This window comes from Tepidicaulis sp. (assembly GCF_965222285.1).
In the GTDB taxonomy this organism is placed as follows: domain Bacteria; phylum Pseudomonadota; class Alphaproteobacteria; order Parvibaculales; family Parvibaculaceae; genus Tepidicaulis.
The window spans coordinates 3,503,213-3,521,393 of record NZ_OZ244942.1 but is presented as its reverse complement, the minus strand read 5'-3'; the positions used below and the strand labels follow the sequence as shown (position 1 = coordinate 3,521,393).

Below are 18,181 nucleotides of genomic sequence, written 5' to 3'. Positions count from 1 at the left end.
GAAGGGCGCTGCAGCGCGCTTTAAAGATAGACGATCATGTTCTGGGGGACAGGCTCGCTCGGTTCCGCCGGCACACTTGCTATCGGCGAATCCCTGCGCTCGCCCATCCTGCGCGGCAGGCGAATCTTGAATGTCGAGCCGCGGCCGGGCTGGCTTTCCACATCGATCGTGCCGCCCAGCCCTTCGACCAGCGATTTGACGATGGCAAGGCCGAGCCCCGTGCCGCCCGCATCATTGCCCTGGCGGGCCACCCGGTAGAACGGGGTAAAGACGCGCCGGCGCGCATCCTCGCTCAGCCCGCAGCCCGTATCGCTGACGCAGAGCAGCAGCCCGTCCGGCCCGTCTTCGTTCAGGCGCACATCGACATAACCCCGGTCGGTGAACTTGATCGCGTTGGAGACGAGGTTCGTCACGATCTGGCGCAGCGCCTGCGTATCCGTGGTCAACGGAATGGAGGGACCCGGCTCGAACTGCACCGAAATATCGGGCTTGGCTTCGGCAAGCGGCGCGATCAGGCGCAGGCTTTCGGAAACGACTTCACGGGCCTCGGCTTTTTCGAGCTTCAGATTGATCTCGCCCGCTTCCATGCGCGAGAAATCGAGGATCTGATTGATGAGGCCGAGCAAGTGGCGGCCCGAGCGGCGGATGTCGCCGGCATATTCGCCGTAGCGGTCGTCGGAATGGGACCCATAAGTTTCCCGCTCGATCACTTCGGCAAAGCCGAGGATCGCATTGAGCGGCGTTCTCAGCTCATGGCTGATATTGGCAACGAAGCGGTCGCGCATACGCATCGCCGCTTCCGCCGAGGTGCGCGCTTCTTCGGCATCGCGCCGCGCGCGGTCGGCCTGCTGGGCATAGCGGATCATTTCTTCGGAGGCATGCTGCCAGACTTTCGCGCGCTGGCGGTCGGCCAGCTGCTCCTGGCGGAAGACCGAGAGCACATAAAGCACCGAGATCGCCGCCGCCTGGCTGCCCAGAATGCTGACGAAGGTCACGGTCAAGGGATCGGTGAGAATATCCGCGCCGGTATAGACGAGGAAGAAGACCGAAATGGCGCAAAGCGAGGCAAAGCCACTCCAGCACATCATCTGCGCGCGCCGCACCGGCTGCGTCGCCACCGCGATCAGATAGGCGATCACCGCCCAGGCGGCAAAGTGAATGCCGTAATCGGTCCCGAGCCCCTGGCTCAGCGAGTTGAGGAAGCCCGCGCCGATATAGGCCATGATCCCCCAATAGAGCCAGAAAATGACCCGGGGAATGTGTTTGTGGCGCGCCGGACTGACGGTGAAATAGAAGATGGTCGGCGCCACGAAAACCGCAAAAAGCGGCACGGCGATATATTCGAAAAGCCCCGCGCGGCCCGTCATGGCGACGAAGACGGATTGATGGATGACCGAGATCAGCGCGGCGGCAGCCACGATATTCAGCATCTTGGCGAAGAAAGGCGGCACCTGCTGGCGCGCGGTATCCGGCGCGCCGTCCGTTTCGAGCGGCATGGCCTCTCCCGGCTTTACGCCGGGCGCGGACTCGGGCACCTCCCCGCGCGCGTCATGCGCCGGGTTGAACCGCCCGTTTTTGATGGCCGTTAGGATCACTGCGCCACTCGCCAAATTTTAATCGAATGGCATCTTGGCCCCTAAGCGGTTACGGCAAGGCAAAGAAAACTGGTTAATAACCTGTTTTTTCATAGGTCTATTGGGGCTTATTGGCGGATTTCCTTAAATCGCGGCCTTAACCCATAAATTTTTTCAGCCAGCGCTCTCTTTGCCGGGGGCCTTATTGGCGGGGCCCCAGTTGACGGGGGCTTTGCCGCCATGCGCCTCTTCCAGGAGCCAGGCGCAAAAGGCGCTCACATCGGCGCGGGCCTCGCTGACAGGCGCGGTGACGACATAATAAGCGGAGCTCGTTTCCAGCATCAGATCGAAGGGCCGCACGAGACGCCCGTCCTGCAAAGCCGCCGCCGCCAGCGCCTCATCGGCGAGCGCCACGCCCTGGCCCATCGTCGCCGCCTCGAGCGCCAGGTGCCCGTCATCGAAGATCGGCCCGCGGGCCGCATCCACGTCCTCCGCGCCCGCCGCCTTCAGCCAGGCCGCCCAGTCTTCGGTCGTATCCTCGTGAATGAGAGTGAAGCGGGAAAGATCATGCGGGCTTTGCAGCGGCGTTTCCTCACCGATCAGCGCCGGACTGAGCACGGGAAAGGCAGCGGCGCCCATGATCTTTTCCGACTTAAGGCCCGGCCAGGTGCCGCGCCCATAGCGGATCGCCACATCCACATCGCCCTTCGTCAGATCCACCATTTCCGGGGTCGGCACGAGATGCAGGCGCAGATTGGGATGGCGCTGATAGAAGCGGTCAAGACGGAGCACCAGCCAGCGGGCGGCAAAGGCCGGCTCGACGCTGACCACCACAGCCCGGTCCTCGGCCATGCGGGTGACGGCGCGCACCGCATCGTTCATCCCGTCAAAGGCACGGGTCAGCGGGCCGAGCAGGCGCTCGCCCGCCTGGGTGAGATGCACCGCGCGGCCCGAGCGGCGGAAAAGCGCGCAGCCCAGCCATTCCTCCAGCCCCCGGATCTGATGGCTGATGGCGGAATGGGTCACGGAGAGCTCTTCGGCGGCGCGGCTGAAACTGAGATGACGGGCCGCCGCTTCGAAGCTGCGCAGCATGGATAGGGGCGGCAAGCGTCTGCTCATGATCTTTCTCCGGGTTTCACCACGCCCCAGCCATAGCCTGCGCCGGGATGTCGCACATGTGAAAATACCTCACATATATCATGAAAAATGATCGTTTGTCATTTTTTGAATGAACCGCCATATAAGCCCCGTAGAGACGAGAGTGCTTTACTCTCAAAGGAGATTATCATGAACCCAATTCGTGGATATATGGATGGAATGGCGGCAAGCTACGCCACCGCTACCTTCCTTACCCCGGTTCAGCGCATGCCCCAGGGCGCGCATGCACCGGCGCGGGCCGCGATGCGGGATGTGACGGCCCGCCCGCAAGGCACGGCCCTTCGCTTCCTGACGTCGCACGCGGCCTCGAAACTGGCCTTGCGTACGGGCGGTGCGGCTCTGGCCCTTCTGGCCGTCGCCGCGCTGATCCAGTAAGCGGTCCTTAGAACACCCATAGACCGGGCGCCCCCCAACGTTTTGCGTTTGCCCGGTTCTTTGAAACCCCTGGCCGGTTCCCCCAATCCCCGGCCGGGGGTTTTTTATGCGCCCTTAAGGCGCCGTCACCCGGCGCAAGGTGAGGTTGAGCCGCCCGCCGCCGGGCAAAAGTCCGCTCGAACCGCCCAATATCCGGTCGATGCCGTGAAAACGCAGCCGCGAGGGCCCTTCCAGGATCAGCACATCGCCTGAGTGGAGGAGAAGCTGGCGGGAAGGGTCGGACCGCTTCAGCCCGCCAAGGCGGAACCTTGCCGAATCCCCCAGCGATACCGAGAGAACCGGCGCATCGAGCGCTACTTCGTCGCGGTCCTGATGGGCGCCCATTTTCGATCCGGGTCCGTAATAATTGATCAGACAGGCTTCCGGCGGGCCGGGATAGGCGGTCAGCCGCGCCCAAAGTTCCAGCAAAAGCTCAGGAATAGGCGGCCAGGGCGCGCCCGTTACCGGGTGGCGGGGCTCATAGCGGTAACCCTTTTCCTTATCCGTCAGCCAGCCGAGCGGGCCCATATTGCTCATACGCACGGACATGGGCTTGCCGGAGCGCGGCAAGCGCGGCTCATAGAAGGGTGCCTCTTTGAGGGCTTCTTCCACCGCGCTTCGCAGCGCCTCCTGGCGGCGGCGCCCCAGAAGTGAGGGGTAATAACGCACCCCCTCCGGCAGGCCCGGAATGGGCTGGGGCAGATCAGCCAAGTTTTGCAAAAAGCTTAAGGACATGGGGGCCTGTCAACTTTCTCACTACTTTTTGATGCAAGACTAGCTTCTTGGGGGATGAGGGTGCCAGCAGCGCCCGAAGTGAGTAAAGATGCTGGACCAGAACAAGCGGCCACACAATAAGCGCGCGCGGATGCGGGATTTCGAAGATGCCCCGCTCGCCGCCTTTCTGCACAAGGTGCTGACCCGGCGCGGGATCACCCAGGCGACCTTGTGGCTGACGGTCATGGTCGTCGCCTTTGCGACCAGCGTCACCGGTCTCTTCTACTGGCTGATCGATGCGCCCCTGCAATATATCCTCATCGGTGTCGGGCTCGCCTTTTCCATGACGGCAGTTACGACGCCGCATCTGGGGCGCATGAGCTTCAAGCGCATGCTGCAGCTTTACGATGCCAATGGCGCCCTGCGCGAAGCGGTGGCGCGGGCGGAAGCCGCCGATGCCTCGAAATCGAAACTGCTTGCGACCGTCAGTCACGAAATCCGCTCGCCGCTCTCGGGTATGCTGGGCCTCGTCGAGCTTTTACAGAAGCGGCGCAACGATGAAAGCCCGGATGAGCATCTGGCGGTGCTGAAGGAAACCGGCGAAGGCATGCTGCGCACGCTGAACGATCTGCTCGATCATGCCAAGCTCGAAGCAGGACAAATGGAGCTCGACCCGGACGCGGTAAACCTGCCGCGCTTTCTGGCGCGCACGAAACTCTTCTGGGAAGGGCGGGCCGAGGAAGCAGGCCTGCATTTCGAACTGCGCCTTGCGCCCGGCACGCCGGAACAGATCCATACCGACCCGCACCGCCTCGGCCAGGTGCTCAACAATCTGATTTCCAATGCGCTGAAATTCACCAAGCACGGCACCATCACGCTGAGCGCAGGGCCGGCTGAGGATAAGAGCGGCGAGGGCGAAAACGCCTTCACGCTCGCCGTCACCGATACCGGCATCGGCATGGACGAGGCGGTACAGGAACGCGTCTTCACGCCCTTCAGCCAAGCCAGCGCGCAGACCGCCAGCGCCTATGGCGGCACCGGGCTCGGGCTTTCCATCTGCCGCTCGCTGACGGAACTAATGGGCGGGCATTTGAGCCTTGAAAGCGCGCCGGGCAAAGGCACGCGCGTGCGCCTTCTCCTGCCGCTAAAAAGCCCGCAGGCGGAAGCGCAGGAAACCCGGCAAGGCGGGCGCATCCGGCACGTGTGACCGGATGGCCGCTTGTTTATCCATCCTAAAAGAGAAAACCGTCAGCCGGTGAAGCGGCCGATCGTGCGCTGCAGGCTCTCGATCTTGATCTGCGTCTGGGAGGAGAGGAACACTTCCGTCCCGGCAATGTCGTTGCCCTGTTTGGCCAGCGCATCATACTCGCGCCGCTCGGCGGGCGAGAGCTCGTTGAAAAGGCGCGGCGGCACGAGCGAAGCGATCTGCCGCGTCGTATTCGTCAACTGGCGAATGTTCGACTCGTTTTTGGGATTGCGGAAGAACTGGCGCTGATAGTTCTGCTCCAGCTTGCGCAAACGTTCCAGCCGCGCCTGTTTTTCCCCGCGCAGCGGCGGTTCCAGAAGCTTGTCGATCTTGTCCTGGATTGCCTTCAGCTTCGGGTTGGAATCGATGTCCACATAGCGCTTACCGAGGATCTTGTAGGATTCCTCGAAAAGCTGGATGCGGCGCTTTTCGAGCCGCTCTGAAAGGCCCGCCGGGCTCTGGTTCCGCTCGATCTGCTGGATCTCGGCCCGCGCCTCGGCCAGGCGGCGGGACTGCGGCTCGGAAATATTCGGGTTGAAGCCCTGAAGGCGCTGGATCTGCTTTTCGATGCCCGAAACGATCAGCTCGTTCTGGCCGGCCGCCTGGGCGCCGATGGTCACGCTGGTGATATTGGAAAGCAGGGCGCTGCCTTTCAGCCCCGGCGCGCTTTGCGCCAGTCTCGTAAAGACCGATCCGCCGCCAAGTCCGGAAATCGCCATATCTTAAAATCTCCGCGTCTTTCGCCGCTCATCCCCATTTATCTGCCGGTCAGGCTAACGCCGAAAGATTAATCGGATATTTACCCCAAAAGCCCGTTAACGCCCCCGCGCTTTTAAGGTATGAGGGGCCCCAAGCCGCTCACTCTCCTCGATCGGGCCTCTGCGAATTGCCCGGGAAAGGGCGGGGGAAGGCGGCAATGTGATTAAATTGTCTCACCTGTGGCCCGAGAGCCTTGCGGGGCCCGGTTGGCCTCCATATATACGCCCTAACCGGTTGAAACCGTTTCCAAATCCATTTAGGGGACCGGCATGGGTGCTATGAAGGCCCAGGCGGTCTGCCGCAAACAATGAGGAAAGATATGGGAAAAGTTATCGGCATCGACCTTGGCACGACGAATTCGTGTGTCGCGGTCATGGAAGGTACGCAGCCCAAGGTTATTGAAAATTCCGAAGGCGTCCGCACGACCCCGTCGATGGTCGCCTTTACCGAAGATGGCGAGCGGCTTGTCGGCCAGCCGGCGAAACGCCAGGCGGTGACGAACCCCGAAGCCACACTTTTCGCAATCAAGCGCCTGATCGGCCGCTCCTATGACGATCCCACCACGAAAAAAGACAAGGACATGGTGCCTTACGCCATCGTCAAAGCCGACAATGGCGATGCGTGGGTGGAAGCGCGCGGCGAGAAATATTCGCCGCAGGAAGTTTCCGCTTTCATTCTTCAGAAGATGAAAGAGACCGCCGAAGCCTCGCTCGGCGAAAAAGTGACGCAGGCCGTCATCACCGTTCCCGCTTACTTCAACGACGCCCAGCGCCAGGCAACGAAAGACGCTGGTAAGATCGCGGGCCTTGAAGTCTTGCGCATCATTAACGAGCCGACCGCAGCCGCCCTTGCTTACGGCCTCGACAAGAAAGACGGCAAGACGATCGCCGTTTACGACCTTGGCGGCGGCACGTTCGACATTTCGGTTCTGGAAATCGGCGACGGCGTCTTCGAAGTGAAATCCACCAACGGGGACACGTTCCTCGGCGGGGAAGACTTCGACATGCGCATCATCGATTATCTTGCCGACGAATTCAAAAAAGAGAACGGCATCGATCTGCGCTCCGACAAGCTGGCGCTGCAGCGCCTGAAGGAAGCGGCGGAAAAAGCCAAGATCGAACTTTCCTCCGCCACGCAGACGGAAGTGAACCTGCCCTTCATCACCGCCGACCAGTCGGGCCCGAAACACCTGACGATGAAACTGACCCGCGCGAAACTCGAAGCGCTGGTCGAAGACCTCGTCAAACGCACCATCGAGCCCTGCAAGAAAGCGCTCGCGGATGCGGGCCTGAGCGCCGGCGATATCGACGAAGTGGTGATGGTGGGCGGCATGACGCGCATGCCCAAAGTGCACGAAGCGGTGAAAACCTTCTTCGGCAAGGACCCGCATAAAGGCGTGAACCCGGACGAAGTAGTCGCCATGGGCGCGGCCATTCAGGCCGGTGTGCTGCAGGGCGATGTGAAGGACGTGCTGCTGCTCGACGTCACGCCGCTCTCGCTCGGCATCGAAACGCTGGGCGGTGTCTTCACCCGCCTCATCGAGCGCAACACGACCATCCCGACGAAGAAGAGCCAGGTCTTCTCCACCGCCGAAGACAATCAGTCGGCCGTGACGATCCGCGTCTTCCAGGGCGAACGTGAAATGGCCGCCGACAACAAGCTGCTCGGCCAGTTCGATCTCGTCGGCATTCCGGCGGCCCCGCGCGGTGTGCCGCAGATCGAGGTGACCTTCGATATCGACGCCAACGGCATCGTTTCCGTCGGCGCCAAAGACAAGGCGACCGGCAAGGAACAGTCGATCCGCATCCAGGCCTCCGGCGGTCTTTCGGACGATGACATCGAACAGATGGTCAAAGACGCCGAAGCCCATGCCGACGAAGACAAGAAGCGGCGCGAGGAAGTGGAACTGCGCAACCAGGCCGAAGGGCTGGTGCATGCCACGGAAAAAACCCTCGAGGACAATGCCGACAAACTCTCCGATGACGTGAAGGGCCCGGTTCAGGACGCGCTCGGCGAACTGAAAACCGCGCTCGAAGGCACGGACATGGACGAAGTTCGCGCCAAGCTCGAGGCGCTGACGCAGGCTTCCATGAAACTCGGCGAAGCGCTTTATGCCGCCAGCCAGGCGGAAGAAGGCGCGGAAGGCGACAACAGCTCCGAGGAAGCTCAGGGCGATGACGTCGTCGATGCCGATTTCGAAGAAGTCGACGACGAAAACAAAAAGGACGCCTCCTAAAGGAGGGGACGCGGCGCGGGGCGGGCAACCGTCCCGCGCGCCCTTTCTGACGGGTGAATGAAATGTCCAAACGCGACTATTACGAAGTCCTGGGTGTCGAGCGGTCCGCCAATGCGGATGAGCTGAAAAAAGCCTATCGCAATCTCGCCAAGAAATATCACCCCGACCGCAATCCGGGCGACGCGGAAGCCGAGCACAAGTTCAAGGAGCTGAACGAAGCTTATGACGTGCTGAAAGACGAACAGCAGCGCGCCGCCTACGACCAGTATGGCCATGCCGCTTTTGAAAACGGCATGGGCGGCGGTTTCCGGGGCGGCCCCGGCTTCGGTCCGGATTTCTCGTCCTCTATGTCGGATATTTTCGACGATCTCTTCGGCGAGTTCATGGGCGGGCGCCGGGGACGGCGCGGCGATGGCGGCCGGGCGCGCGGCGCGGACCTGCGCTACAATATGGAAATCACGCTCGAGGAAGCTTACGAGGGCAAGAAGGCGCAAATCCGCGTGCCCACGCAAGTGGCCTGCGAGACCTGCTCGGGCTCGGGCGCCAAGCCAGGCTCCAGCCCCGTCACCTGTCCGGCCTGTCAGGGCGTGGGCAAGGTGCGCGCGCAGCAAGGCTTCTTCACCATCGAGCGCACCTGCCCGCAATGTCATGGCCGCGGCCAGATCATTCAGGACCCTTGCGCCGATTGCGGCGGGGCGGGCCGGGTGCAGAACGAGCGCACGCTGGCGGTCAATATTCCCGCCGGGGTGGAAGACGGCACGCGTATCCGCCTTGCCGGGGAAGGCGAGGCCGGGCTCCATGGCGGACCGGCGGGCGATCTTTACATCTTCCTCTCGCTGCAGCCGCATAAGCTCTTTCAGCGCGACGGGGCGGACCTCTTCTGCCATGTGCCGCTCTCGCTGACGACGGCGGCGCTTGGCGGAGAAATCGAAGTGCCGACGCTTGCAGGCACCAAGGTGAAGGTAAAAATCCCCGAAGGCACCCAGGCCGGTAAACAGTTCCGCCTGCGCGGCAAAGGGATGCCGGTGCTGCACGCGCGCCAGTTCGGCGATCTTTATATTCAGGTGGGCGTCGAAACGCCGATGAACCTCTCCAAGCGGCAAAAGGAATTGCTCAAAGAATTCCAAGAGGCCTCGAGCGAGGACACGAGCCCGGAAAGTTCCGGCTTCTTTGCCAAGGTCAAAGGCTTCCTCGACGGACTGCAAAACAATTAAGGGCCGCCTCAAGCGGCCCTTTTTCTTTGCCTATCGTCCGGTTTCTCCGGACGGCTTTCATTACAGCTCCTCCCCCGGAAAATTTTATGTGTTTCTGAGGCAACAGTGTGGGCTTGTCATCTTGCTGTCACACGATTGTTAGCCCGCCGTCACACAGGATGCCTACACCTCCTCTCGACCGGGGCAATTTCCGCCTTACGAGGAGATAGATATGTTTAAGAAAGCTCTGCTGGGGGGCGTTGCGTTTGCTGCGCTTTCTCTTGGCACCGCCGGTGCCTCCTTTGCTGGATACGACGTGAACGCGCGTATCGATGCACTTGAAAACGAACTTCGCGCACTCAAGTCGCAGGTCGACGCGCGCGATGCGAAAATCGAAGCTCTGGAAGCCAAAACCACGGGCATCGAAAACTTCCCGAAATTCGACGGCAAGAAGCTGAAGATCACGTCGGCTGACGGCAAATACTCGATGGAACTCTTCGGCCGCATTCAGATCGACGCGTCGATCGCGGACCAGGACGACCTGCAGAACGGCCATGACATCGGCGCCGGCGTTGAACTGCGCCGCACCCGTTTCGGCCTGAAGGGCAAGCTCGGCGGCGATTTCGAATATAAGATCGAAGCCGGCTTCGATGCGCCGAGCGATTCCGTTGATCTGGAAGAAGCCTACATCTCTTACGTGGGCTGGGATCCGGCGGAAATCACCGTCGGTAAGTTCAAAATGCCGTACAGCCTCGAAGAGCAGACCTCTTCGCGCTTCATCTCGTTCCTGGAACGCGGCAACAACAACGTCTTCGCGCCGGGCAAAAACCTCGGCGGCGGCGTGAGCTTCGGCGGCGACAATTACGGCGTCAGCGTTGCTTACATGTTTGCCGGCGATCTCGTCGACGGTTCGGACGATGGCTTCGAAGAAGACAACGGCATCGTGGCCCGCGCCACGGTTGCGCCGATGTTCGACAAGAAGGGCGGCTCGCTCCTTCACCTCGGCCTTTCGAGCTACTACCTGAGCGATCAGGACGGCACGGCCCGTTTCCGTCAGCGTCCCGGCATTCACAATGCCGACCGCCTGGTGGACACCGGCACGATCGCCAATGTGGACGACACCTGGTCGATCAACCCGGAAGTCGCCTTCGTGGCAGGCCCCTTCTCCGCACAGGCTGAATATGCCTGGACGCAGGTCGGCCGCACCAACGGCAACTCCGACATCGACCTGCATGGCGGCTATGTGTACCTGAGCTACTTCCTGACCGGCGAATCCCGCGCCTCCACCTATAAGGCGGGCTCGGGCAAATTCGACCGTCTGAAAACGGAAGGCGCCTGGGAAATTCTCGCCCGTGTGTCTTACCTCGACCTGGAAGACAATGGCCTGGTTGCCGCCGACCGCGGCGAGCAGACGGACTACACGCTCGGCTTGAACCACTACTTCAACCCGAATGTCCGCGCCATCGTCAACTACGTCTATGCCGATGTGGATCACCCCACCGGCGCAACGCAGGACGAAGAAGCCCACTCCCTCGGCGCTCGCCTCGCTGTGGACTTCTAAGAAGCGACCCCTCGCAGTCAGTCGCTTTGCCGCCCGGTCTTCGGACCGGGCGGTTTTTTATTGAGTAATGACTAGCGCTTTGGGCCCAGAAATTAACGAGCCCTTACTTTTGAAACGACCGTTGTTCACTTCATAAAATAAATGTCCTCCGGTCACGGAGGATTTAAGCCGGTCTTAACCCGCCCCGTTACAAAACTGTCACATTCCCGGCATCAAGCCGAAACGAGGGATGGGACAGATGAAGAAAACGAACGCTGTGCTGGCGGGCCTTGGCCTTGCAAGCATGCTCGCAAGCCCGGCCTTTGCCGGCTATGACGTCAACTCGCGCATCGATGCGCTCGAAAACGAGCTGCGCGAACTCAAAAGCCTGGTCGTGGAACGCGACGCGCGGCTGCAGGAACTCGAAACCCGCACGGCCGATCTTTCCGATCTGCCGAAATTCGATTCCAAGAAACTCCAGATTTCCAGCCGTGACGGCAATTGGTCGATCCGCTTTGGCGGCCGTATGCATCTGGATGCGACGATCGTCGATGACGATGTGACGCAGATCGGCAATGGCGCCGAGATCCGCCGCTTCTGGTGGGATGTGTCGGGCAAGGTCGCGGGCGACTGGAAATATAAACTCCAGGTCGGCCTCGAGAACGATCAGGTCCGTATCAAAGACGCTTATATCGCCACGGATGTGGGCGGCGTGTCGGTGACCGTGGGTAACCACAAAGAACCTTATTCGCTCGAAGAACTGACCGGCTCCAACTACATCACCTTTATCGAACGCGCGCTGCCGAACGTTTTCGCGCCGAGCCGCAATATCGGCATCAGCGCCAATACGGGCGGTGACAATTGGGGCGTGGCCGCCGGCTTCTTCACCGATGGCATCAATAATGGCGGCATCAACAACCAGACGACCGACTGGGCCGTGACGGGCCGCACGCATTACGCGCCGATCGCCGAAGCGACCCGCGCCGTGCATCTAGGTGTTGCCGGCAGCTACCGCGGCGTTGAAAACGACACGGTGCGCTTCAACCTGCGTCCCGAGTTCAACGATGGCCGCGGCATCATCAATACCGGCGCCGTCAACAATGTGGACAAGATGATCCAGGTCGGCCCGGAAGCCGCCGTGGTCTTCGGCCCCTTCTCGCTGCAGGGCGAATATCACTGGACGACGGTCGAGCGCACCGCCGGTCTCGGCGATGCGGACCTGGAAGGCGGCTATGTCTTCGCCAGCTGGTTCGTGACGGGCGAGTCGCGTCCTTATAACGCCAAGAAGGGCACCTTCGGCCGCGTGAAGGCGGAGAACGCCATCGAGCTTGCCGCCCGCTATTCCACCGTCGATCTGTCGGAGGCCAGCGCCGCCGCCACGAATGGCGAGGAAGACAACTACACGCTCGGCGCCAACTATTACTTCAACCCGAATGTCCGCCTGATGCTGAACTACGTTCATGCCGAAGTGGACCGGGTCGCCGCCGGAACGGATGAAGATATCGACGCTGTGGTTTCGCGTATCCAGCTCGACTTCTAAGAGGGGCGGGCAGGGGGCTTCCCCGCCCGGACCCAAATCAGGATCAGCCGCCATGCCGTAAGGTATGGCGGCTTTTTCTTTGGGGCGGCCTTGGCCCGAGGCTGCCCCTTAGCGGATTTACGCCTTCCCCTTCCCCTGATATACCGCCCGGGCGCCTTTTTGGGGCGCGACGTGAGATATCCGGGGTATTCCCATGAGCGAGATCAAGATTGCGATTGCAGGGGCGGGCGGGCGTATGGGCCGGCAATTGCTGGCGCAGGTGCTGGAAACCGAAGGCTGCACCCTTTCCGGCGGCACGGAGCCTGAGGGCTCGCCGCATATCGGCGCGGATCTGGGCCTTCTTGCTGGGCGCCCCGAGCCGCTCGGCATCGAGGTTTCCGCCGACCCCTTGGCCGTTTTCAAGGATGCGGATGCGGTGATCGACTTCACGGTGCCCGAGGCAAGCTGCGAACATGCCGCACTGGCCGCCCAGGCGCGGATCGTCCATGTCATCGGCACGACCGGCTTTTCCGAGGAGGACAACGCGAAGATCGCCGCTGCCGCGCGCCACGCGACGATCATCAAGGAAGGCAATATGAGCCTCGGGGTCAACCTGCTGAGCTCGCTGGTGCGCCAGGTGGCCGCCATTCTCGATGCGGACTGGGACATCGAAATTCTGGAAATGCACCATAAGCACAAGGTCGATGCGCCGTCCGGCACCGCGCTTTTGCTCGGCAATGCGGCGGCGAAGGGGCGCGGCGCCGACCTTAAAGAAGTCAGCGATCTCGACCGGCATTCGCAAAAGGGCGCGCGCAAGAAAGGCGATATCGGCTTTGCCACGCTGCGCGGCGGCTCGGTGGTGGGTGAACACTCGGCAATTTTCGCGGGCGAAAAAGAACGCCTCGTGCTCTCCCATGTGGCCGAGGACCGGGCGATTTTCGCGCGCGGCGCGGTGGCGGCGGCCAAATGGGGCCAGGGCAAAGGCCCCGGCCTTTTCGGCATGGCCGATGTTTTGGGCCTCAAAGAGCTTTGAAGGATGAGCCCGGCTTAGCTTTAGCCATCCGGGCGGTTTGATAAAACGGAGTGGAATGTGGGTAATTTGCTGGTGCTGGTCCGCCATGGGCAGAGCGATTGGAACGAGAAAAACCTTTTCACCGGCTGGCGCGATCCGGACCTGACGGAAAAAGGCATCGAGGAAGCCAAAGCCGCGGGCCGCGCGCTGAAAGAGGCGGGCTACACATTCGATGTCTCCTATACGTCCGTGCTTACCCGCGCTCAGCATACGAATGATCTCATTCTTGCCGAGCTCGGCCAGGAAGACCTGCCCATCATCCGCGACCAGGCGCTCAACGAGCGCGACTACGGCGATCTTTCCGGGCTCAACAAGGACGATGCGCGGGAAAAATGGGGCGAGGAGCAAGTGCATATCTGGCGCCGCTCCTATGACATTCCCCCGCCCGGCGGCGAAAGCCTGAAAGATACGGCGGCGCGCGTGCTGCCCTATTTCGAAAAGGAAATCCTGCCGCGCGTCTTGAAAGGCGAGCGCGTGCTCGTCGCCGCCCATGGCAATTCGCTGCGCTCGCTCGTTATGCAGCTCGACAAGCTGAACCAGGACGAGGTGATCGCGCTCAATATCGCAACGGGTGCGCCCATCGTTTATGAGCTCAGCGATACGGGCGAAGTGATTTCCAAGAAAATCCTGATCGAGCGGGATTATTCGTAAGAGAATTCTCTAAAGAGGATTGCTGGCGCGGCGCGCATCGCCAAGACCTTGGCGGATCGCCTCGCCGAGCTCCTTGCGCTCAAAAGGCGCAAGGAAAGCGCCCACCACCACGGCGCGGCCATGGGAGATCAGCGAGAGGCGGGTGTTTTCCTCCGCCTCTTCTTCTTCATGCAGATCGACACGGGCCCAATAGGGCGGCGCGCTCCAGGCCGTGACATTGCCGCGCGCATCGACCTTGCGCACCCTGACCTCGCCCCCCGAAATCTGCACCGTCTCATAAGCGCGGGCGGCGCGGTAATTCAGGCGGAAGGCAAAATAGATGAGCGCCGCATCCAGCCCGAAAAACCCGAAGACCGGCCAGGCCCCCATCATCAAAAACGCCATGCCGGAAATGAAACTGACGCTCCCCACCAGGCCCATCATGACCAGAAAGCCGCGCGGCGAAAGCGAGCGGTGCGGGGTGAGCACGGCATCGAAATAAAGCGGGGGGCGGAGCGGCGCCTGATCTTCCATGGGCTGCATGGGCTTGAAAATAGGCCTGGTCTCCGTGCCCGGCAAGCCCCGCCGGGGAACAGCGAAGCCGGGATTTGACTCATCCCCCCCGGGGGGATATGACAAGCCCATGAGCCACGCCAATAACCCGGACATCCTGAAACGGCTGAAGCGCGCGCAGGGCCACCTTGCCAGCGTCATCCGCATGGTCGAGGAAGGCCGGGACGGGCTCGACATCGCCCAGCAGATGCAGGCGGTGATCCGGGCACTGGAAAACGGCAAGAAGACCATGATCCTTCATCACATCGACCATCACCTGACGGAAATGACAGGCCCGCTGCCGCCGGAGATGGAAGAGGAACTCGCCAAGTTCCGCGAGATCGCGAAATATCTTTAAGGAGAGCCCATGCAAAGCCCTGTGACAGAAAGCGGCGCGCATGATCACGTCTTTCTCGGCGCCGACCACGCGCGCAACGAACGGCGCACCTGGGCCGTCATCGCGCTGACCGCCGCCATGATGGTCGGCGAGATCGTGGCCGGGATCGCCTTCGGCTCCATGGCGCTGCTGGCGGACGGCATTCACATGGCAACCCATGCCGGCGCGCTGACCATCGCGGCGCTCGCCTATCTTTATGCCCGCCGCCATGCGCATGACCCTGTTTTCGGTTTCGGCACCGGCAAGGTGGGGGATCTTGCAGGCTTTGCCAGCGCCGTCATTCTGGCGGTCTTCGCGCTCGGCATTGCGGCTGAATCCGTTTCCCGGCTGATCGATCCCATTGCCATCCGTTTCAACGAGGCCATTGCCGTTGCCGTGCTGGGGCTCGGCGTCAATCTGCTCAGCGCCTTTCTGCTGCATCAGGGAGGCCATGATCACGGTCATAGTCATGGGCATGGGCACGATCACGGCCACGCGCATCACCATCACGCCCATGACACGCGCGACAACAATCTGCGCTCGGCCTATTTCCATGTGCTTGCCGATGCGCTGACCTCGGTGCTCGCCATTCTGGGCCTGCTTGCCGGGCGCGCTTATGGCTGGATCTGGATGGATCCGATCATGGGGATTGTCGGCTCCATCGTGATCGCGCGCTGGTCCTGGACGCTGATGCGCGATGCGGGCGCGGTGCTGCTCGACACGCTGCCCGATGAGGAGTTGCACGCGCATATTGCCGGGCGCATCGAGGAAGAGGGCGACAGGCTTGCCGATTTTCACCTCTGGCGCGTCGGGCCGGGGCATATGGCCGCGATCCTTTCCATCGAGACGGACCGGCCCGAGCCGCCCGCCTATTACAAGCAGAAGCTTGCCGGCCTGCCGCAGCTTTCGCATCTGACCGTCGAGGTTGCGCCGCGCGGCTAAGGCGCGCGTATCAGGCTTGCGGGCGGAGCGGAAATGGCTAGGCTTTGCGCATGAAAAAAGCCGATACCCATACGTTCTTCTCGCGCCTTGCCGCGGCTCTGCCCGAACCCAAGACCGAGCTCAATTACACCAATCCCTACACGCTGGTCGTGGCCGTCGCGCTGTCGGCGCAGGCAACGGATGTCGGCGTCAACAAAGCAACCGAAAAGCTTTTCAAGACCGTCGATACGCCGCAAAAAATGGTAAAGCTCGGCGAGGCGAAGCTGCGCGATCAAATCAAGACCATCGGCCTTTACCGCAACAAGGCGAAGAACGTCATCGCGCTGTCACGCAAACTGATCGAAGAATATGGCGGCGAGGTGCCGCGCGACCGCGCCGCCTTGGAATCGCTGCCAGGCGTCGGGCGCAAGACGGCGAATGTCGTTCTGAATGTCGCTTTCGGTGAGCCGACCATCGCCGTCGACACGCATATTTTCCGCGTCGGCAACCGCACGGGCCTTGCCCCCGGAAAGACGCCGCTCGAGGTGGAAAAGAAACTGGAAAAAGCCGTGCCCGCCGAATTCAAACTTCATGCGCATCACTGGCTGATCCTGCATGGGCGCTATACATGCAAGGCGCGCAAGCCCGATTGCCCCGCCTGCATCGTCGCCGATCTGTGCCGTTTCAAAGGCAAGACGACGGCGGCCTGATTTCACTCAGGCCCGGTTTTACTCGGACATGATATGAAGCGCGAGCCAGACGCTCGGGCTTTCCGGGTCCGTCCAGGTCACCCGGTGGCGGCAATGGGCAGGCAGAAGAAGACAGTCGCCCGCTTTCATCTCCCGCGCTTTTTCTTCGCCTTCGATGAGAAGCGCGGCGCGGCCCGCGGCCAGCATCACCCATTCATCTTGCCGCTGGTCGTACCACTCGCCCTCGGGTGTTGCATGACCAAGGGAGACGATCCGCTCGAGCCGCACGCCCTTGCGGGCCAGCAGCACCTCAAGCGCTTCACCCGGCACTTCCGGGCGCGGCACATCCAGAAAATTGAAAAGAGGCGGCGCCTTGCGCGTCATCTTCCTGCCCCAGTTCCAGTCTCAGTTCCGGCTCAGGCGGGGCGGGCGCCGAGCTGCAGCGCCTTGTTGACGGAGGCAACACAGGCGCCTTTATCCGCCGCGCCGCCGCCCGGCGCGCGCGCATCGATATGAGAGGCGCGCATTTGCGCTCCCTCTTCATAAAAGATCACAAGCAGCGTGCAGGCTTCCCCGCCATAGCGCCAGATTTCGGCGCCGGGCTCTTTACGCACGAAATCGGGCGCGCCGAGCTTGGCGCGGATGCCGTCCGCTCCTGCACCCAAAAGCGAGGCCGGGGCGGGGGCGGGGTCAAGGGCGGGCGGGGCGCTTGCCTGTTGCTGCGGCGCAGCCTCGGCGCGCGGGGCAAACTGCGCGCGGCCCGGGCTTTCACAGGCGGCAAGAAGGAGGGCAGCGCCCACAAGCGGCGCGGCGAAAGAAAAAGATGAATTACGCAAGCCGGATGATCCTCTTATAAACATGCACCATGAAAGCGGTGGCAAAGAGCGGCACGAAAAGATTGAGCAGGGGCACGCTGGCGAGCGCCGCCACCAAGAACCCCGCAATGAGAAGCCGCAGCCGATGCGTCCGGCGCAGGGAAGCGGCTTCCTTCGGCTCAAGATGGCGCAGCGCCACAAGCTCGAAATATTCCCGGCTCAGCAGATAGCCGTTCAAAAGCCAGAAGACCGCGACCCCGACGATGGGAACGAAGTAAAGCGGCAAGGCCAGAAGATTGAGCACGACGAGCACGGCGGTGAATTTCAAGGCGAGCCAGAGCCCCTGCCAGAAGGGCTGGTCCTTGCCCGGCGGGTCGGCGGGATAATTCTTGTCTTCCACCGCGCCTGCGATCTCTTCCAGAAAGAGCCCGGCAAAGAGCGAGGAGACCGGCATCAGCATGACGACAAGCACGATGACGAGAATGAACTGCGCCAGAAGATCGACCGTGGTGTTCGCCCAGGCCCATTCCATATCCGGAATGGCGGCGATGCCCCACTGCGCCCCATAACCCAGCGCGACGAGCAGCGCCAGCGTCAGGGCAAGCGACTTCCAGAGCACGGCGCGGAAGGGGGGCGAGAAAATATCCGACGCGGCGGTCAGAGCGGCTTTGAACATCGGGTCGTCATCCTTCGCTTGTCCGCCTTGGGCCCGGATCGCAGAAGATCCAGGCCGCGGGAGCGGCCAGCTTAGCGGCTTTGGCCTTGATGACAAG

The 18,181-nt window shown here is 61.9% G+C and carries 18 protein-coding genes and 1 pseudogene; 11 read left to right on the top strand and 8 right to left on the bottom strand.

All coding sequences use genetic code 11. The features are described 5' to 3' along the window. Positions 1-20: 20 nt before the first annotated feature. Entirely contained in the window at positions 21-1,595 is a 1,575-nt protein-coding gene (locus ACOQOT_RS16890; protein ID WP_420560319.1) for a sensor histidine kinase, read from the bottom strand. Between the two features lie 153 nt (positions 1,596-1,748). Then, positions 1,749-2,693: a transcriptional regulator GcvA gene (gcvA, locus tag ACOQOT_RS16885; RefSeq protein ID WP_420560318.1), complete on the bottom strand. Its 945-nt coding sequence runs from the start codon at positions 2,691-2,693 to the stop codon at positions 1,749-1,751. Positions 2,694-2,861: 168 nt separating this feature from the next. Here gcvA and ACOQOT_RS16880 point away from each other — a divergent pair, with 168 nt between their 5' ends. Beyond that, positions 2,862-3,107 carry a hypothetical protein gene (locus tag ACOQOT_RS16880; protein WP_420560317.1) on the top strand — a complete coding sequence of 82 codons (246 nt, stop codon included), beginning with the start codon at positions 2,862-2,864 and terminating at the stop codon, positions 3,105-3,107. A 114-nt stretch (positions 3,108-3,221) separates the two neighbouring features. Here ACOQOT_RS16880 and ACOQOT_RS16875 read toward each other — a convergent pair whose 3' ends face one another. After that, the gene (locus ACOQOT_RS16875; protein ID WP_420560316.1) at positions 3,222-3,881 is read right to left on the bottom strand and encodes an alpha-ketoglutarate-dependent dioxygenase AlkB family protein; all 660 of its coding nucleotides are present in this window, start codon (positions 3,879-3,881) and stop codon (positions 3,222-3,224) included. A gap of 130 nt (positions 3,882-4,011) precedes the next feature. On the opposite strand from ACOQOT_RS16875, the gene ACOQOT_RS16870 reads away from it, so the two are divergent. Continuing rightward, positions 4,012-5,067, top strand: a complete 1,056-nt coding sequence (locus ACOQOT_RS16870; protein WP_420560315.1) for a sensor histidine kinase — start codon at positions 4,012-4,014, stop codon at positions 5,065-5,067. 41 nt (positions 5,068-5,108) lie between these two features. Here the strand turns inward: ACOQOT_RS16870 and ACOQOT_RS16865 are convergent, their stop codons facing one another. Continuing rightward, positions 5,109-5,825 (bottom strand): hypothetical protein, encoded by a 717-nt coding sequence (locus ACOQOT_RS16865; RefSeq protein WP_420560314.1) that lies wholly within the window; start codon positions 5,823-5,825, stop codon positions 5,109-5,111. 359 nt (positions 5,826-6,184) lie between these two features. On the opposite strand from ACOQOT_RS16865, the gene dnaK reads away from it, so the two are divergent. From dnaK to ACOQOT_RS16835, 6 genes are all read left to right on the top strand, one after another. Continuing rightward, positions 6,185-8,101, top strand: a complete 1,917-nt coding sequence (gene dnaK, locus ACOQOT_RS16860; RefSeq protein ID WP_420560313.1) for a molecular chaperone DnaK — start codon at positions 6,185-6,187, stop codon at positions 8,099-8,101. A gap of 62 nt (positions 8,102-8,163) precedes the next feature. Continuing rightward, on the top strand, positions 8,164-9,315 hold the full coding sequence (dnaJ, locus tag ACOQOT_RS16855) for a molecular chaperone DnaJ (protein ID WP_420560312.1): 1,152 nt from the start codon (positions 8,164-8,166) through the stop codon (positions 9,313-9,315). Positions 9,316-9,526: 211 nt separating this feature from the next. Next, positions 9,527-10,855 (top strand): OprO/OprP family phosphate-selective porin, encoded by a 1,329-nt coding sequence (locus ACOQOT_RS16850; RefSeq protein WP_420560311.1) that lies wholly within the window; start codon positions 9,527-9,529, stop codon positions 10,853-10,855. A 238-nt stretch (positions 10,856-11,093) separates the two neighbouring features. Next, positions 11,094-12,374 (top strand): OprO/OprP family phosphate-selective porin, encoded by a 1,281-nt coding sequence (locus ACOQOT_RS16845; protein WP_420560310.1) that lies wholly within the window; start codon positions 11,094-11,096, stop codon positions 12,372-12,374. Positions 12,375-12,576: 202 nt separating this feature from the next. Then, complete coding sequence (dapB, locus tag ACOQOT_RS16840) at positions 12,577-13,386, top strand: 4-hydroxy-tetrahydrodipicolinate reductase (protein WP_420561964.1); 810 nt, start codon at positions 12,577-12,579, stop codon at positions 13,384-13,386. 57 nt (positions 13,387-13,443) lie between these two features. Next, on the top strand, positions 13,444-14,076 hold the full coding sequence (locus tag ACOQOT_RS16835; protein ID WP_420560309.1) for a 2,3-bisphosphoglycerate-dependent phosphoglycerate mutase: 633 nt from the start codon (positions 13,444-13,446) through the stop codon (positions 14,074-14,076). 9 nt (positions 14,077-14,085) lie between these two features. On the opposite strand, the gene ACOQOT_RS16830 is transcribed toward ACOQOT_RS16835, so the two are convergent. Further along, positions 14,086-14,589 carry a DUF2244 domain-containing protein gene (locus ACOQOT_RS16830; protein WP_420560308.1) on the bottom strand — a complete coding sequence of 168 codons (504 nt, stop codon included), beginning with the start codon at positions 14,587-14,589 and terminating at the stop codon, positions 14,086-14,088. A 109-nt stretch (positions 14,590-14,698) separates the two neighbouring features. Between ACOQOT_RS16830 and ACOQOT_RS16825 the strand changes: the two genes are divergently transcribed. From ACOQOT_RS16825 to nth, 3 genes and pseudogenes are all read left to right on the top strand, one after another. After that, the gene (locus ACOQOT_RS16825) at positions 14,699-14,965 is read left to right on the top strand and encodes a metal-sensing transcriptional repressor (protein ID WP_420560307.1); all 267 of its coding nucleotides are present in this window, start codon (positions 14,699-14,701) and stop codon (positions 14,963-14,965) included. 9 nt (positions 14,966-14,974) lie between these two features. Next, positions 14,975-15,925, top strand: coding sequence for a CDF family Co(II)/Ni(II) efflux transporter DmeF (dmeF, locus tag ACOQOT_RS16820; protein ID WP_420560306.1), 951 nt, complete (start codon positions 14,975-14,977; stop codon positions 15,923-15,925). A 74-nt stretch (positions 15,926-15,999) separates the two neighbouring features. Further along, a pseudogene (gene nth / locus ACOQOT_RS16815) lies at positions 16,000-16,614 on the top strand (endonuclease III); the annotation flags it as partial. A gap of 18 nt (positions 16,615-16,632) precedes the next feature. On the opposite strand, the gene ACOQOT_RS16810 reads toward nth, so the two are convergent. The 3 genes from ACOQOT_RS16810 to ACOQOT_RS16800 are packed head-to-tail and all read right to left on the bottom strand — an operon-like array spanning position 16,633 to position 18,084. Then, positions 16,633-16,977 carry a cupin domain-containing protein gene (locus tag ACOQOT_RS16810; RefSeq protein WP_420560305.1) on the bottom strand — a complete coding sequence of 115 codons (345 nt, stop codon included), beginning with the start codon at positions 16,975-16,977 and terminating at the stop codon, positions 16,633-16,635. Between the two features lie 32 nt (positions 16,978-17,009). Then, a complete protein-coding gene (locus tag ACOQOT_RS16805; protein ID WP_420560304.1) occupies positions 17,010-17,429 on the bottom strand; it encodes a hypothetical protein in 420 nt (139 codons plus the stop codon). Next, on the bottom strand, positions 17,422-18,084 hold the full coding sequence (locus ACOQOT_RS16800) for a sulfate transporter family protein (RefSeq protein ID WP_420560303.1): 663 nt from the start codon (positions 18,082-18,084) through the stop codon (positions 17,422-17,424). The genes ACOQOT_RS16805 and ACOQOT_RS16800 overlap by 8 nt, the downstream gene beginning before the upstream one ends. Positions 18,085-18,181 lie beyond the last annotated feature (97 nt).